Here is a 16,541-nt window from a genome sequence, read left to right as displayed (position 1 = left end):
TTCACGCCATGAATGTTCTGTCTTCCGTCGACACCAGGAAAGCCGAGGCTGCCGAGATCGTGGATGAGCTCTGGTACAAGGACGCCATCATCTACCAGCTCCACGTCAAGGCCTTTGCCGACAGCAACAATGACGGTATCGGCGACTTCGCCGGGCTGACCGAGAAGCTGCCCTATCTCCAGGAGCTCGGCGTCACCGCGCTGTGGCTGCTGCCGTTCTACCCCTCGCCCGGCCGCGACGACGGCTATGACATCGCCGATTACGGCGCGGTCAACCCCGATTTCGGGACGATGAAGGATTTCAAGCGCTTCATCCAGGAGGCGCAGAAGCGGGGCCTGCGCGTCATCACCGAGCTCGTCGTCAACCACACCTCGGACCAGCACAAATGGTTCAAGCGCGCGCGCCGCAGCCATCCGGGCTCGAGCGCACGCAACTGGTACGTCTGGAGCGACACCGATCAGAAATACCAGGGCACGCGCATCATCTTCACCGACACGGAGAAGTCGAACTGGACGTGGGATCCCGAGGCTGGCGCCTTCTACTGGCACCGCTTCTTCTCGCACCAGCCGGACCTCAATTTCGACAATCCGCGCGTGGTGAGCGCCATCATCCAGGTGATGAAGCGCTGGTTGGATGCCGGTGTCGACGGCTTCCGATTGGACGCCATTCCCTATCTGTGCGAGCGCGAGGGCACCTCGAACGAGAACCTGCCCGAGACGCATGCGATCATCAAGCGCCTGCGCCAGGAGCTCGACGCCTACTCCAAGGGCAAGCTGCTGCTGGCCGAGGCCAATCAATGGCCGGAGGACGTGCAGGAATATTTCGGCCGTGGCGACGAGTGCCACATGGCCTACCACTTCCCGCTGATGCCGCGCATCTACATGGCGATCGCGCAGGAGGACCGTTTCCCGATCACAGACATCCTGCGCCAGACTCCGGACATCCCGGCGAGCTGCCAATGGGCGCTGTTCCTGCGCAATCATGACGAACTTACGCTGGAGATGGTCACCGACGTCGAGCGCGACTATCTCTGGACCACCTACGCCAACGACCCACGCGCGCGGATCAATGTCGGCATTCGCCGACGTCTTGCGCCGCTGATGGACAATGACCGCCGCAAGATCGAGCTGATGAACTCGCTGCTGCTGTCCTTCCCCGGCACGCCGATCATCTATTACGGCGACGAAATCGGGATGGGCGACAACATCTATCTCGGCGACCGCAACGGCGTCCGCACGCCGATGCAGTGGAGCCCGGACCGGAACGGCGGCTTCTCGCGCTGCGATCCGGCCCGCCTCTATGCGCCGCTGATCATGGACCCGGTCTACGGCTATGAGGCGGTGAATGTGGAGGCGCAGTCGCGCAGCCTGTCTTCACTGCTCAGCGCCACCAAGCGGCTGATCTCGGTGCGCAAGTCGACGCTCGCCTTCGGCCGCGGCACCATGACCTTCATCCGCCCCGCCAACCGCGCCGTGCTGGCCTATGTCCGGCAATATCGCGACGAGGTGATCCTCTGCGTCGCCAATTTGTCGCGCGCCGCGCAGGCAACCGAGCTCGATCTGTCGCCCTGGAAGGACCGCATCCCACAGGAAATGCTCGGCCGCACGCGCTTTCCTCCGATCGGTGAACTGCCCTACATGATCACGCTGGGGCCCTACGGCTTCTACTGGTTCCAGCTTCAGGAGCGCGACAAGTCCGAGCCGGTGACGCCGCGCGCGGTGCCGGAGTTCGAGACCTTGGTGGTGCCGGTGAACTCGAATTGGGTGTCGCTCGCCCGCGAGCGTGGCGTGTTCGAGCGCGATGTGCTGCCGGGGTTCCTCTCGCGGACGCGGTGGTATCCCGAGCACAATGCCAAGCACATCAAGACCGCGTTGACATCGGCGGTGCCGTTCTGCGACATCGGCGACAACCGGCCCTGGATCGCGTTCTTCGAGACCAACCAAGGAGACGTGGCGACACGCTACGTGCTGCCGTTGCAGATCGAGTGGGTGCGTTTCGACCGCGAGCGCTTCAATCCGAAGGCGCTCGCCGCCGTGCGACAGGGCGCGCGCGAAGGCACGCTGCTCGATGTCGCGACCGACCAGATCTTCATCGGCCTGTTCCTGCGCAATTTGTCGCAGAACCTAGTGGTGGAGGAGAACAATCTGCGGCTGGAGTTCAAGGCAACCAGCCGGTTTGCCGATTACATCATCAAGGAGCCCGAACGCATCCGCGCGATCGAACAGTCGAACAGCACGGCGCTGGTCGACAACCAATACGTCGCCAAGATCTATCGGCGGCTCGAAAGCGGCGTCAGTCCCGAGATCGAGATCGGCCATTACCTCACGGAGGTCGCACGCTTTGCCAATACGCCGCCGCTGCTGGGCAGCGTCGAGCTGGTCGAGGGCGAGCAGCGCAGCACGCTCGGCGTGCTGCATGCCTATGTCGAGAACCAGGGCGACGGCTGGACGATGACAACGGGCTATCTCGATCGCTATATCGACGAGCAGCGCGTATTGCCAGCGGGCGAAACGCTGCGCGAGACCCAGGAGCAGGCACCTTATCTGCACTTCGTGGCGCAGATCGGCCGGCGGCTCGGCGAACTGCACGTCGCTCTGGCCGCGGCAACGCCGGACGATCTCGCTCCGGAGCCGATCGGCTCCGCGTACGTCAAGCACCTCGTATCCGACCTCAAGGCGCGCGCCGAGCAGGTTTTCGAACGGCTGGCCGAGAGCCGCGACGGCCTGCGGGAGGCGGACCGGCCGCTGATCGATCAGCTCACGGAGGCGCGCGCGACCCTGCCCGACCGACTGAATGCGCTATTGCCTTCCGGGATCGGCGGGTTGAACATCCGTCATCATGGCGACTTCCGCCTCGGGCAAACTCTGATCGTGAAGGACGATATCTTCATCATCGACTTCGACGGCGATCCGCGTGTTCCATTGGCCGACAAGCGGCGCAAGGCGCCGGCCGCGCGCGACGTCGCGGGCCTGATCCACTCGATTGATGTTTCGGTTAACACGGCTCTCGGTCGCGCGCTCACAGGCGCCTCCGACGAGCAGGGCCGGCTCACGGCCGCGCTCGACGAATGGCGCGAGCGCGCCACCGCAACCTTCCTGTCCGCCTATCGCGAAGCCATGACCGATCGGCGGCTGTGGCCGGACAATCCGCAATCCGCGCAAGGCCTGTTAAGGTTCTTCCTGCTTGATCAAGCGTTCGACGAAGTAGAGTACGAGCTGTCCCACCGGCCTGAGGGGCTCCATGCGCCGCTGACCGGACTGCTTCGCATTCTGTCCAGTGCCGAGGGCGAAGCCCATGCCTAAACTGCCTGCCGAGGCCTACGCGATCATCGAGGGCCGCCACTCCGATCCGTTCCACTATCTCGGGCTGCACCCCGAGGGCGGTAGAAGCGTGGTGCGCGCCTTTCTGCCCGAAGCCTCCAATGTCGAGGTGGTCGGCGAGCATGGCGAAGTCGCCCCGCTCGACCGCGTGCACGATTCCGGCCTGTTCATCGGGGCGCTGCCTAACGCCTCGAAACGTTATCAGCTGCGCGCAAAATTCGGAGGCAACGTCGTCGAGTTCGAGGATGCCTACCGCTTTCCGCCGATCCTGACCGATTTCGACCTTTATCTGCTCGGCGAAGGCACTCACCAGCGCCTTTACGACAAGCTCGGCGCCCATCCGATGCGGCACGAAGGTGTCGATGGCATCGGCTTCGTGGTGCTGGCGCCGAATGCGCGGCGCGTCTCCGTGGTCGGCGATTTCAATTTCTGGGATGGCCGGCGCCATCCCATGCGCGTACGCGGTAGCGGCTATTGGGAACTATTCATCCCGCATGCGAAGGTTGGTGATCACTACAAGTTCGAAATCATCGGCCCGCACGGCCATCTGCTTCCGCTGAAGTCCGATCCGCTGGCGTTCGCGAGCGAGGTGCGGCCGAAGACCGCCTCCATCGTGTTCGACGAGGCGCATCTGCCGCGGCCACGGCCGGCGCCCGACGGCATCAACGCGCTGTCGGCGCCGATGTCGATCTACGAGGTCCATCTCGGCTCGTGGCGGCGCAAGAACGGCAATGAATGGCTCACCTATCGCGAGTTGGCCGAGCAGCTACCGGCCTACGCGCGCGACATGGGTTTCACCCATCTCGAATTCCTGCCTGTCAGCGAGCATCCCTTCGACGGCTCGTGGGGCTACCAACCGACCGGCCTTTATGCGCCGACCAGCCGCTTCGGCACGCCGGAGGATTTTGCCGCGCTGGTCGATGCCTGCCATCGCGAGGGCGTCGGCGTGCTGCTCGACTGGGTGCCCGGCCATTTCCCTGACGATCCGCATGGCCTCGGCAGCTTCGACGGCACCGCGCTCTACGAGCACGCCAACCCGCTCCAGGGTCGCCATCTGGATTGGGGCACGCTGATCTACAATTACGGCCGCACCGAAGTGACGAACTTCCTGGTGTCGAACGCTCTGTTCTGGCTGGAGCGCTACGCGATCGACGGGCTGCGCGTCGATGCGGTGGCATCCATGCTCTATCTCGATTACAGCCGGCCGCCCGGAGCGTGGATTCCGAACCAGTACGGCGGGCGGGAGAACATCGAGGCGATCAACTTCTTGCGCCGCTTCAACACGGAAGTCTTCGCCCGCTTCGCGCAGGCGACCACGGCGGCTGAGGAGTCCACCGCCTGGCCTCAGGTCTCGCGCCCGGTCGAATTCGGCGGGCTCGGCTTCGGCTACAAATGGAACATGGGCTGGATGCACGACACGCTGAGCTACATCAGCAAGGATCCGATCTACCGCAAGCACCATCACGGCGAGATCCTGTTCGGCCTTCATTATGCGTTCTCGGAAAACTTCATCCTGCCGCTGTCTCATGACGAGGTCGTGCACGGCAAACGCTCGATTCTCGGCCGCATGCCAGGCGACGAGTGGCAGCGCTTTGCGAACTTGCGCGCCTATTACAGCTTCATGTTCGGCCATCCCGGCAAGAAGCTGTTGTTCATGGGCGCGGAGATCGCGCAGAGCCGCGAATGGAACCACGACCAGTCGCTCGACTGGCACCTGCTCGAATACAAGTACCATTCCGGCATCCAGGCGCTGATCCGCGATCTCAACCGGCTCTATCGCGCGGTGCCGGCGCTGCATCAGATGGATTGCGACCAGGCCGGCTTCGAATGGTTGATCACCGACGATGCCAACCGCAACGTCTTCGCCTGGCTGCGCAAGGGTTTCGACGAGCAGGCGCGATGCCTGGTGATCGTCAACTTCTCGCCGAACGTCTATCAGAATTACCGCGTACGCGTGCCCTTTGGCGGCAAGTGGAAGGAAGTGCTCAACTCGGATTCCGCCCATTATGGCGGCAGCAATGTCGGCAACATCGGCGAAGTTCACGCCGAGGGCGGCGAGCTCCGCCTCACGATTCCGCCGCTTGCCGCAATCTTCCTCGTTCCGGAAAGCTGACACATGCGCCTGACTGCTGGATCGCCCGCACGCCTCGGCGCAAGCTGGGACGGACGCGGCACCAATTTCGCGCTGTTCTCCGCCAACGCGCAGAAGGTCGAGCTCTGCCTGTTCGACACACAGGGCCGCCGCGAGCTCGAACGCATCGAATTGCCTGAGAGGACCGAAGACGTCTGGCACTGCTATCTCAACGACGTCTCGCCCGGCCAGCTCTACGGTTACCGCGTGCACGGCCCCTACGAGCCCGAGCACGGCCACCGCTTCAACGCCAACAAGCTGCTGCTCGACCCCTATGCCAAGCGGCTTGCAGGACGGTTGGTCTGGAGCGATGCGCATTTCGCCTACCGCACCGGGTCACCACGCGAGGACCTGTCGTTCGACCGGCGCGACAATGCGCGCGGCATGCCAAAGGCCGTCGTCGTCGACGAGACCTTCAACTGGGGCCGGCGTGAGATCAGGCCCAACATCCCCTGGGAAGACACCATCATCTACGAGGCCCACGTCAAGGGCCTGACGCAGAAGCGCGATGACGTGCCGCCGAACCTGCGCGGCACCTATGGCGGTCTGTCATCGCCGGCGATGATCGAGCATCTGAAGAGGCTCGGCGTCACCACGATCGAGCTCCTGCCGGTGCACAGCTTCGTCGACGACCGCATCCTGGTGGAGAAGAAGCTTGCCAATTACTGGGGCTACAATACGCTGTCCTTCTTCGCGCCCGAGCCGCGCTACGCGCAGGACAACGCGCTCGATTCCTTCCGCACAACGGTCGCGCGGCTGCACGACGCCGGCATCGAGGTGATGCTGGACGTCGTCTACAACCACACCGCCGAGGGCAATCACCTCGGGCCGACACTGTGCTACCGCGGCATCGACAACGCCTCCTATTACTGGCTGAACCGCGAGAACCCGCGCTATTACGACGACTTCACCGGCTGCGGCTCGTCGGTGAACCTCACCCATCCGCGCGTGCTCCAGATGGTGATGGATTCGCTTCGCTACTGGGTCGAGGTCTGCCATGTCGACGGCTTCCGTTTCGACCTCGCCACCACGTTGGCGCGCGGCCCGAACGGTTTTGATCGCGGTAGCTCGTTCCTGACCGCGGTCCGGCAGGATCCCGTGCTGGCGACCGTCAAGCTCGTCGCCGAACCGTGGGATCTCGGGCTCGGCGGCTACCAGGTCGGCGCCTTCCCCTCGCAATGGTCGGAATGGAACGATCGCTACCGCAGCGCCATGCGCCGCTACTGGAGCGGCGAAGGCAGCCTGATTGGCGACATCTCCAGCCGTATGACGGCGTCATCCGACCTCTTCAACCATGACGGAAGACGGCCGCGCGCCAGCATCAACCACATCACCGTGCATGACGGCTTCACGCTCGCCGACCTCTTCAGCTACAACGAGAAGCACAACGAGGCTAACGGCGAGGACAATCGCGACGGCTCCAATGACAACCACAGCAACAATTGCGGCGTCGAGGGCCCGACTGACGACCTCCAGATCCTCGGTCTGCGCCGGCAGCTTCGCAAGAACGTGCTGGCCTGCCTGATGCTGGCGCAAGGCGTTCCGCTGATCCTCGCCGGCGACGAGGTCGGCAATTCGCAAACCGGCAACAACAATGCCTATTGCCAGGACAACGAGGTCGGCTGGATCAATTGGGACAATCTCGGCAAAGAGGACGACGACATGGTCGATTTCGTCGCCCATCTCGCCGACATCCGCCGCCGGTTCTCGCAACTGCGCAGCCATCGCTGGCTCGATGGCCGCCCGAAAGACGGCATCTCCTACGGTGCGCTGTGGCTGACGCCGGCCGGCGACGAGATGACGGAGAACGATTGGAAATTCCCGGAAGGGCGGTTTCTCTCCTATGTGATGGGACCGATGGAACCGGGCAGCGCCGCGATCTTTATCGTTCTGAACGCCGCTCCTGAAGAGATCGCATTCAAATTGCCCAAAATGACCGAATACAAGAGCTGGCAGCAGATCCTCAACACGACCGAGGCCAGGCTGAACTCGATCGACTTCCTGCCCGGAAGCGACAGCAAAGCGCCGCCGCGATCCGTGCTCGCCTTCGCGGGGGCGCTATGAGGCCATCCTTCGGGGCGAGGCCGACCAAGGACGGCGTGTCGTTCCGGCTGTGGGCGCCCGGCGCGCGCCGTGTCGACCTCCTGCTCGACAGAAGGCACGCGATGCAGCGCCGGCAGGATGGCTGGTACGTGGCCGATATTGCCGGGCTGCGCGCCGGTAGCGATTACAAATTCCGGATCGACGACGAGATCGAGGTGCCCGATCCGGCCTCGGCATTCCAGCCGGCGGATGTGTTTGGCCCGAGCGAGGTGATCGATCACGACGTCTTCGCCTGGCGCGCGCGCGATTGGCGCGGCTGCCCTTGGGAAGAGACGGTGCTGATCGAGACCCATGTCGGCACCTTCACGCCGGAGGGCACGTACCGCGCCATGATCGACAAGCTCGATCATCTCACAACGACCGGCATCACTGCACTGGAATTAATGCCGCTGGCCGATTTCGCCGGCCGCCGCGGCTGGGGCTATGACGGGGTGCTGTGGTATGCGCCCGACAGCACCTATGGCCGGCCCGAAGACCTGAAGACGCTGATCGACGAGGCACATCTGCGCGGGCTCATGGTGTTCCTCGACGTCGTCTACAATCATTTCGGTCCCGAGGGGAATTACCTGGGCCGCTATGCGCCGACCTTCTTTACCGAGGCACACACGCCCTGGGGCAGCGCGATCGATTATCGCGTGCCCCAGGTGCGCGCATTCGCGGTCGAGAACGCGCTGTCCTGGCTCAGCGACTACCGCTTCGATGGCCTGCGGCTGGATGCCGCCAACCACATCATGGCAGTGCCCGGCGAGCAGTCGATGCTGCAAGACCTCAGCGTCGCCGCCGGCGAGCTCGCCAAGGCCACGGGACGGCACATCCATCTCGTGTTGGAGAACGGCGACAACCGTGCGAGCCTGCTCGATGCCGCCCAGGAGCCGCCGAACGGCAAATATCGCGGTCAGTGGAACGACGACTATCACCACGTCTGGCACGTGATGCTGACCGGCGAGCTCGCCGGTTACTATGCCGACTACCAGACCCCGCGCATGGATCTTGCGCGCGCGCTCGCATCGGGCTTCGTCTACCAGGGCGAGATCTCGGAATTCTGGGGCAAGAAGCCGCGCGGCGAGCCGAGCGGCGAGCTGCCGCCGGCGACCTTCGTCAATTTTCTCCAGAACCACGACCAGATCGGCAACCGCCCACTCGGCGACCGGCTCGAGAGCCTGGCAGGATCAAAGCAGATCGAAGCCGCGCTCGCGGTGACGCTTCTCGCACCGATGATCCCGATGCTGTTCATGGGCGAGGAATGGGGCTCGACAGCGCCCTTCCCGTTCTTCTGCGATTTTCAGGGCGGCCTTGCCGATGCCGTCCGCAAGGGGCGCAAGCAGGAATATGCCTGGGCTTACGAGAAATATGGCGACGAGGTACCGGATCCGCTCGATCCGGCCACGCTGCAATCGGCCGTGCTCGACTGGACCGGCCGCACCTCCGAACAGAAGGCACGACTCGCGCTGGTGCGCGAGCTGCTCGCCGTCCGCCGCCAGGAGGTCATGCCCCGCCTGAAAGGAGCGAGTTTCGGCGATGCCGAGGCAGCGGATACGGGCTTGCTCACCGCGCATTGGCGAATGGGCGACGGCACGACTCTGCGCTTGGCCGCCAATCTCTCGGACAAGGATATCGCGTATTCCAACCTCAATTCGGGCACGCCGATCTGGGGCGGCGAGGCCGGCGAGCGGCTTCCGCCCTGGTCGGTGGTCTGGCGTCTCGGAGGCTAGCATGCCTCCGGCCATTCCGCTCGCGACTTACCGGCTCCAGCTCACCGCGGATTTCGGCTTCGACAAGGCCGCCGCGGTTGTGCCCTATCTGAAGGCGCTCGGGATCACGCATCTCTACGCCTCCCCGGTGATGAAGGCTCGCAAGGGCTCGACCCACGGCTATGACACGGTCGATCACAGCCAGCTCAGCCCCGAACTCGGCGGCGAGACCGGTTTCGCGCGGCTGAGCGAAACATTGATCCATCACGACCTCGGACTCATCATCGACTTCGTGCCCAATCACGTCGGCGTGCATTTTGCCGACAATCCCTGGTGGCTCGACGTGCTGGAGTGGGGCCAGGCTTCACCGCATGCGGTCTCATTCGACATCGACTGGGATCAACTGGCCTTCCGCGCCCGCGGCGGCGTGCTGCTGCCGATTCTCGGCGCGCCCTATGGCGATGCGCTCGAGCGCGGCGAGATCGAGCTGCGTTATGATCCGGACCAGGGCAGTCTTTCCGCCTGGTATTTCGAGCACCGCTTACCCGTCGCGCCGGAGCGCTATGGCGAAGTGCTGCGGATGATCGTCAAGGAGGCGGATGCGGGGGAAACGGAGCCCGGCAAGCGCCTGCTTGCGCTCGCGGCGCGCTACACCGGACTGCGCCGTCCCAACCGCAAGGAAGCTCCCGCGTTCAAGGCAGAACTCAAGGACATTGCGGGCGCTGCCGACATCATCGCGCGCGGACTTGCCGCCTATCGCGCTGCCAAGGACCGTCCCGCCCAGACGCTGGCGCTGCATCATCTGCTCGAGCGCCAGCACTACAAGCTCGGGCATTGGCGCCTCGCCTCCAGCGACATCAACTATCGCCGCTTCTTCGACGTCAACGGCCTCGCCGGCTTGCGCGTCGAGGATCCCGGCACGTTTGCCGCCACGCACCGGCTGGTCAAGCAGCTCATCGCCGACGGCAGACTGCAAGGCATCCGTCTCGATCACATCGACGGCCTGCGCGATCCCGCACAATATTGCCAGCGGCTGCGCCGGCTGGTCCGCGACGCCCAAGGCAACACAAAGCCATTCTATACAGTGGTCGAGAAGATCCTGTGCGAGCACGAGCGCCTGCCGCATTTCGCCGGGGTCCAGGGCACCACCGGCTATGAATGGATGAACGTCATCACCCAGGTGCTGGTCGACGCCAAGGGGCTGACGGCGTTGGACGAGACCTGGCGGCAGATCAGCAACCGGCCGCCCCGGCTTGCGCCTTACGTCAAGGACGCCAAGCGGCGGGTGCTGGAGACGCTGCTCACCAGCGAGTTCACCGTGCTGACGCGCCTTTTGGCGCGCATCGCCAACGGGCATTACTCGACGCGCGACTTCTCGGCCGACAGCTTGCGCCAGGCCCTCGAGCTCTATGTGCTGCATTTCCCGGTCTACCGCACTTACCTCACGACGAGCGCGCCGACCGCACACGATCGCAAGCTGATCGATGAGACCATCGAACGCGCCCGCGGAGAATGGTTCGCCGCGGATGATGGCATTTTCGACTTCCTCCGCGACGCTCTGACCATGGACCTGCTCAAACCTGGGCGTCCCCCACACAGCGCGCCGCGCGTACGCCGCTTCGCGCTGAAGGTGCAGCAATTCACCGGACCGATGATGGCGAAGTCGCTGGAGGACACCGCGTTCTACCAGTTCCACCGGCTGCTCGCGCTGAACGAGGTCGGCGGTGATCCCGCGAGCATCGGCCTCACTATTCCCGCTTTCCATCAGGCCATGCAGGCCCGTGCCAGGGAATGGCCGCACGGCATGACCGCCACGGCCACCCACGACACCAAGCGCGGCGAGGACGCCCGCGCGCGGATCGCGGCGCTCAGCGAGATTCCCGGCGAATGGACCAGCGCGGTGGCGCGCTGGAAGGTGTTGAACGCGCCACATCTCACCCACCGAGATAGTTTCCGCGCGCCGTCGGCGACATTCGAGTACATGCTCTACCAGACCCTGCTCGGAGCCTGGCCGCTCCAGGGGCCGGTCGGTCCTGATTTTGTCGAGCGCATCCAGGCCTATGCCCTCAAGGCCGCGCGTGAAGGCAAGGAGGAGACGAGCTGGCTCAATCCGCATGAAGCGTATGAAAACGGGGTCAAGAGCTTCATCGACAAGATCCTCGACCCCGCCCAGTCCGCAGAATTCCTGGAGGCTCTGCAGACCCTGGCCCGCCGCGTCGCACTGCTCGGCATGTTGAACTCGCTGAGCCAGCTCACGCTCAAGGCGACGCTGCCAGGCGTGCCAGACTTCTACCAAGGCACCGAATTCTGGGACCTCTCGCTGGTCGACCCCGACAACCGGCGGCCGGTGGACTTTGCCGCGCGCCGCAGGGCGCTGACGTCCTTGGAAGCTCCGGACTGGAGCGACCTGATCAAGGCCTGGCCGGACGGCCGGCTCAAGCTGGCCTGGACGCGTCACCTCCTTAAGCTCCGCAATCGGCTCCCCGACATCTTCGTCCAGGGTGACTATCAGCCACTCGAGGTTCACGGCGGGCATGCTGAGCACGTCATCGCGTTCGCCCGCCGCCATGGCCGGGCGGCCGCGATCGTCGCGGTCGGGCGTCACTTTGCGCCGTTCACGCAAGGAGGTCGGGAATGGCCGGCGCTGGAAGGCTTCGATGCAACCGTCGATATCACCGGCTACACCGCGGCAGGCTTTGCAGGCGATGAACTGCCGCTCGCGCGGGCCCTGCGCGATCTTCCCGGGACCGTCATCGAGGCGCGCACCGCCAGTGCAGCAAAGCCGATGCGGCAGCGCGTGCGCGCCTGAGGCTACTTTCCGTCCTTGGTCAGCAGCAACTGTCCGCGCTTCCTGATCGCGCCCTGGGCCATCTCGGCAAAGCGTTGCAACAGCCAGGGCAGCACCACCTCGACCCGGACGTGATCTTCGGCAACGTCGACCTTGCCGGTCGCGATCTGCCCGAGCGCGCGGATGCGAAAATTCATGCAGTCGCCGCTCCAACGCTCCTCTTCGACCTGCATCACGGGAATGCTTGCTGCGGCGCGGCCAAGCCCCGTCTTGAGCCGGCGTACCGCCTCGTCGCGGCCGAGACGATGCGGAATTGAGACGACGAGCGGTTCTGCCATGGCCGTGACCCTGCTGCTGATCCTCACCTCATCATGCCGCATGGAAAGGCAAAAGTTCCAAACTGCTGAAGCAGGAACCCGCATTGCGAAGCCGGAACTTTAAAACCTGCGGCAAGTTGCCCCCGGATAACGGGACAGGTCAGACGACCCTTTCAAGAAAGGGCTGGAGGAGATTCGCATGTCTATCGGCACGATCATTCTGATCATCTTGGTCATCGCCCTGCTCGGCGGCTTCAGCGGCATCGGCGGCGGGCCGTTCTACGGCACCGGTTATTACGGCGGCGGCGGCCTCGGTCTCGTCATCGTCATCCTGCTGATCCTGCTCCTGATGGGACGCATATAGCCGAGGCGGATCGCGTAGGGTGGGCAAGGCGAAAGCGTGCCCACCACCGTTCCGCGACGAGAAAGAAAATGGTGGGCACGCGCCGCTTTGCCCACCCTACGCGCGACGCGCGGTAGCACAAACCTACTTCACCTTTCCCGCCAGCTTCTTGATCGCCGCCTTGATCGATGCGGCGGCATCCTCATAGCCCTCCCACGCTTTCGATCGCGCCAGCAGGCCCGGCACCGTGCGCATCGTATATCGCTTCGGATCGAGGTCGCTCTTCACCTGCGCCCAAGTCACGGGCATCGACACCGTGGCACCGGTGCGCGCGCGCGGCGACAGTGGGGCAACCGCGGTCGACATGCGGTCGTTGCGCAAATAGTCCAGGAAGATCTTTCCCTTGCGCAGCTTCTTCGACATGTTGAGCAGATAGCGTTCGGGATCGTCATCGGCCATCCACTGGCAGACGCCTTGCGCAAACGCCTTGGCCTCCTTCCAGCTCACCTTGTCGCGCGCGCCGTGGAGCAGCGGCACCACCACGTGGAGGCCCTTGCCGCCTGTGGTCTTGCAGAAGCTGTCCATGCCGATATCGCTCAGCCGCTGCCGCATCTCCTTGGCCGCCTCGACGACGTCGGCGAATTCGACGTCGGGCGCCGGATCGAGATCGAATACCAGCCGGCCCGGCGTGTCATAGGCATAGGGCGCGCAATTCCAGGGATGCAGCTCGACGCCGCCGATCTGCGCCACCGCCGCGAGCCCTTCGATCCGATCGATCTGCAAATACGGCTTGCGGTCGCCGGAGACTCTTGCGAGCTCCAGGAGGTTCGACGTCCCCTGCATGGCATGGCGCTGGAAGAAGCACTCGCCCTTGATGCCGTCAGGGGCGCGGATCAGCGAGCACGGCCGGCCCTTGAGGTGCACGATCATCCATTCGCCGACGGCTTCGAGATAGCGCGCGAGGTCCAACTTGGTCACGGCATCGCCATGTCCGTCATCGGGCCACAGCTCCTTGTCCGGCTTGGAGATGACGACGCCCATGACCTCGGCGTTGCTGCCGCCCAGGGCCGACTGCGCACCTGGCCGCGCTTTTGCGCGCTTCGCTCCTTTGGCCGAGGGTTCGGCGAGCTCGGTATCGACCGGCGTCTCCGCCTCAACCTCCTTGGCCGGCTTGTCCTGCCGCAGTCCCTTGAACGCGGCCTGACGGATATTGCCGTCGGCGGTGAAGCCGGCGAACTCGATCTCGGCGACGAGCTCCGGCTTCAGCCAGTGCACCTCGCGGGTCTTCTTCGGCGCGTTCTTGCCGCCGAAGGGGCTTTGCTTGGCCTCCATGGCCTTCAGTGAAGGCATGAGGCGCTTGACCTTGTCGGTGCCAAAGCCTGTGCCGACCATGCCGACGAAGGCGAGATGATCGCCGCGCTGCACGCCCGCCATCAGCGAGCGGAACTTGCCGTTCGTGGTCTTGTAGCCGCCGATCACCACCTCATGGCCGGCGCGACATTTCGACTTGACCCAGCTCTCGGTGCGGCCGGAGCGATACGGCGCATCCAGCTTCTTCGACACCACACCCTCGAGCTCGAGCTTGCAGGCCGATTGCAGCACGGCATCGCCCCCGCTCTCGAAATGCTCGACATACCGGATCTGGCTCGTTTTCCGCTTGCGTGATTCCAGAAGCTCCTTCAGCCGCGCCTTGCGCTCGCCAAGCGGCAGCCGACGGTAATCCTCGCCCTCGGCGAAGAGGAGGTCGAAGGCAAAGAAGATGAGCTCGTCGGTCTTGCCGTCCGACAACGCAGCCTGAAGCGAGGAGAAGTTCGGCGCGCCGTTGTGGTCGAGCGCGACGATCTCGCCGTCGATCAGCACATCCGGCAGCGCCCCCGCTTCCTTGGCAATGGAGACGAATTTGCCGGTCCAGTCGAGACCCTTCCGCGTCTTGAGCGTCGCCTCGCCGTCCTCGACCCGGAGCTGGACGCGATAGCCGTCGAACTTGATCTCATGGCACCAGCCACCATCGGCCGGCGGCCGCTCGACCAGCGTGCAGAGCTGCGGCGCCACGAAGTCCGGCATCTCCGAGACCTTCTTGGCGCTCGCTGCTGTCGTGGCTGTCTTCTTCGCCGTCGGTCTAGCCTTCAACGCCGTGCGCGGCGCGGGAGTCACTGTGCGCCCTTTCGTCTCCTCGGCGCGGTTGGATTGCCAGACTGCGTCGGCCTTGCCCTTCGGCCCCTTGGCCAGCATGAAGGGCTTGGGCGCGCGGCCCTTTCCTTCAGCGATTTGCTCCATCGCGCGACCAGAAGCAACGGACTTGTCTTGCTCGAGGATGTCGTTGTCGTTGCCCTCGCGCGCATATTCGTCACGATGCTTGATGAGCAGCCAGTTTGTCCGCTTACCGCCGGTGCGGTCGTTGCGCATGCGCACCAGCACCCAGCTTCCCTGTAGCTTCTCGCCATGGAGGGTGAACTTGAGATCGCCCTTCTTGAAGCCGGCTTCCGGATCTTCCGATTCCCAATAGCCTCGATCCCACAGCATCACGGTGCCGCCACCATACTGGCCTTCGGGGATCGTGCCTTCGAAATCACCATAGTCGAGCGGATGGTCCTCGACCTCGACCGCCAGCCGCTTGTCATGCGGATCGAGCGAGGGCCCCTTCGTCACGGCCCAGGATTTGAAGACACCGTCGAACTCGAGTCGGAGGTCGTAGTGCAGCCGGCTCGCATCGTGCTTCTGGATCACGAAGCGCCGCTGCTTCGACGGCGCCACGGCGGTCTTGCCCGATGGCTCGGGCGTTTTCTCGAAATCACGCTTCTGTCGGTAAGTGGAGAGTTTTTGCAGCACGACCGGTCCCGCTCTCTTTCGGCATTCAAGCCTATCACGGCCAAAGTCCCACCCGGAACCAAAACCCCATGGCCGGGTTGGGGTTCCAAAACGCCTTGAAAACGCTGGAGAATGGAATGGCCCCGCGTGCCTATTGGAAGGGAACGTTGAAGCTCTCGCTGGTCAGCTGCCCCGTCGTGCTCTACCCCGCTGCAACCGCCGCCGAGAAGACGCGGTTTCATCTCATCAACCGCGAGACCGGGAACCGGCTCAAGCAGCAGATGATCGATTCCGAGACCGGCGACGTCGTCGAGAGCGACCAGAAGGGCCGCGGCTACGAGCTGCGCAAGGGCAAGTATGTCGAGATCGAGCCGGAGGAGCTCGAAGCGGTGCAGATCGAGAGCAACCACACCATCGACATCGAGAGCTTCGTGCCGCGCGAGGAGATCGACAAGCGTTACCTTAACCACCCCTATTACATCGCGCCCGACGGCAAGGCCGCGGCCGACGCCTTTGCCGTGATCCGCGATGCGATGAAGGATCAGGACCGCGTGGCCCTCGCGAAAATCGTGCTCACCAATCGCGAGCACGTGATGGCGATCGAGCCTCTCGGCAAGGGCCTGCTCGGCACCACGCTGCGCTATCCGTACGAGCTGCGCGACGAGGACCAGTTCTTCGATGACATCAAGAGCCCGAAGATCACCAAGGACATGGTCGAGCTCGCCGGTCACATCCTGCACAGCAAGGCCGCGCATTTCGACCCTAGCGAATTCAAGGACGAGTACGAGAACGCGCTGAAGGCGCTGGTGAAGCGCAAGGCCAGCGGCAAGAAGATCGAGCTGCCGCAGCCCGAGGAGCGGCCGAGCAACGTCGTCAGCCTCATGGACGCGCTGAAGCAGAGCCTGAAGGGGCGCGGAGGCGGGAAGACATCGGCGAAGCCCCACGCGCGCCGGTCGACCGGGCGGCATCGCAGCGCGAAGAAGGCGCACCGGTCGACGGCAAGGCATCGCAAGGCAGGCTGACTGTCATTCCGGCGCGAC

At 64.2% G+C, this 16,541-nt stretch carries 9 protein-coding genes; 7 read left to right on the top strand and 2 right to left on the bottom strand.

Annotated features, from left to right (window positions below; all coding sequences use genetic code 11):
• Window positions 1-8 precede the first annotated feature (8 nt).
• Genes treS through treY form a run of 5 tightly spaced genes read left to right on the top strand, consistent with a single transcriptional unit; the run spans window position 9 to window position 12,054 of the window.
• The gene (treS, locus tag IVA78_RS15010; protein WP_247278339.1) at window positions 9-3,302 is read left to right on the top strand and encodes a maltose alpha-D-glucosyltransferase; all 3,294 of its coding nucleotides are present in this window, start codon (window positions 9-11) and stop codon (window positions 3,300-3,302) included.
• Window positions 3,295-5,433: a 1,4-alpha-glucan branching protein GlgB gene (gene glgB / locus IVA78_RS15005; RefSeq protein WP_247278338.1), complete on the top strand. Its 2,139-nt coding sequence runs from the start codon at window positions 3,295-3,297 to the stop codon at window positions 5,431-5,433. The genes treS and glgB overlap by 8 nt, the downstream gene beginning before the upstream one ends.
• Before the next feature lie 3 nt (window positions 5,434-5,436).
• A complete protein-coding gene (glgX, locus tag IVA78_RS15000; protein WP_247278337.1) occupies window positions 5,437-7,515 on the top strand; it encodes a glycogen debranching protein GlgX in 2,079 nt (692 codons plus the stop codon).
• Window positions 7,512-9,266 (top strand): malto-oligosyltrehalose trehalohydrolase, encoded by a 1,755-nt coding sequence (gene treZ, locus IVA78_RS14995; protein ID WP_247278336.1) that lies wholly within the window; start codon window positions 7,512-7,514, stop codon window positions 9,264-9,266. The genes glgX and treZ overlap by 4 nt, the downstream gene beginning before the upstream one ends.
• Window position 9,267: 1 nt before the next feature.
• Window positions 9,268-12,054 carry a malto-oligosyltrehalose synthase gene (treY, locus tag IVA78_RS14990; protein WP_247278335.1) on the top strand — a complete coding sequence of 929 codons (2,787 nt, stop codon included), beginning with the start codon at window positions 9,268-9,270 and terminating at the stop codon, window positions 12,052-12,054.
• 2 nt (window positions 12,055-12,056) lie between these two features.
• On the opposite strand, the gene IVA78_RS14985 is transcribed toward treY, so the two are convergent.
• Window positions 12,057-12,371, bottom strand: a complete 315-nt coding sequence (locus IVA78_RS14985) for a polyhydroxyalkanoic acid system family protein (RefSeq protein ID WP_247466132.1) — start codon at window positions 12,369-12,371, stop codon at window positions 12,057-12,059.
• Between the two features lie 178 nt (window positions 12,372-12,549).
• Here IVA78_RS14985 and IVA78_RS14980 point away from each other — a divergent pair, with 178 nt between their 5' ends.
• Window positions 12,550-12,714 carry a DUF3309 family protein gene (locus tag IVA78_RS14980; RefSeq protein WP_018318514.1) on the top strand — a complete coding sequence of 55 codons (165 nt, stop codon included), beginning with the start codon at window positions 12,550-12,552 and terminating at the stop codon, window positions 12,712-12,714.
• Window positions 12,715-12,837: 123 nt separating this feature from the next.
• Here the strand turns inward: IVA78_RS14980 and ligD are convergent, their stop codons facing one another.
• On the bottom strand, window positions 12,838-15,522 hold the full coding sequence (gene ligD, locus IVA78_RS14975) for a DNA ligase D (protein ID WP_247466129.1): 2,685 nt from the start codon (window positions 15,520-15,522) through the stop codon (window positions 12,838-12,840).
• A 116-nt stretch (window positions 15,523-15,638) separates the two neighbouring features.
• On the opposite strand from ligD, the gene IVA78_RS14970 reads away from it, so the two are divergent.
• Window positions 15,639-16,523: a Ku protein gene (locus tag IVA78_RS14970; RefSeq protein WP_247278332.1), complete on the top strand. Its 885-nt coding sequence runs from the start codon at window positions 15,639-15,641 to the stop codon at window positions 16,521-16,523.
• The last annotated feature ends 18 nt before the right edge of the window (window positions 16,524-16,541 follow it).

It is taken from the genome of Bradyrhizobium sp. 137, from assembly GCF_023074095.1.
GTDB lineage: Bacteria > Pseudomonadota > Alphaproteobacteria > Rhizobiales > Xanthobacteraceae > Bradyrhizobium.
Note: the sequence above shows the minus strand (reverse complement) of the source record. Positions and strands in the feature narration are given on the sequence as shown.

Bases quoted from the DNA above. Each gene is read 5' to 3' on its own strand.
- treS (WP_247278339.1), top strand. From the start codon at position 9: ATGAATGTTCTGTCTTCCGTCGACACCAGGAAAGCCGAGGCTGCCGAG.
- glgB (WP_247278338.1), top strand. From the start codon at position 3,295: ATGCCTAAACTGCCTGCCGAGGCCTACGCGATCATCGAGGGCCGCCAC.
- glgX (WP_247278337.1), top strand. From the start codon at position 5,437: ATGCGCCTGACTGCTGGATCGCCCGCACGCCTCGGCGCAAGCTGGGAC.
- treZ (WP_247278336.1), top strand. From the start codon at position 7,512: ATGAGGCCATCCTTCGGGGCGAGGCCGACCAAGGACGGCGTGTCGTTC.
- treY (WP_247278335.1), top strand. From the start codon at position 9,268: ATGCCTCCGGCCATTCCGCTCGCGACTTACCGGCTCCAGCTCACCGCG.
- IVA78_RS14985 (WP_247466132.1), bottom strand. From the start codon at position 12,371: ATGGCAGAACCGCTCGTCGTCTCAATTCCGCATCGTCTCGGCCGCGAC.
- IVA78_RS14980 (WP_018318514.1), top strand. From the start codon at position 12,550: ATGTCTATCGGCACGATCATTCTGATCATCTTGGTCATCGCCCTGCTC.
- IVA78_RS14970 (WP_247278332.1), top strand. From the start codon at position 15,639: ATGGCCCCGCGTGCCTATTGGAAGGGAACGTTGAAGCTCTCGCTGGTC.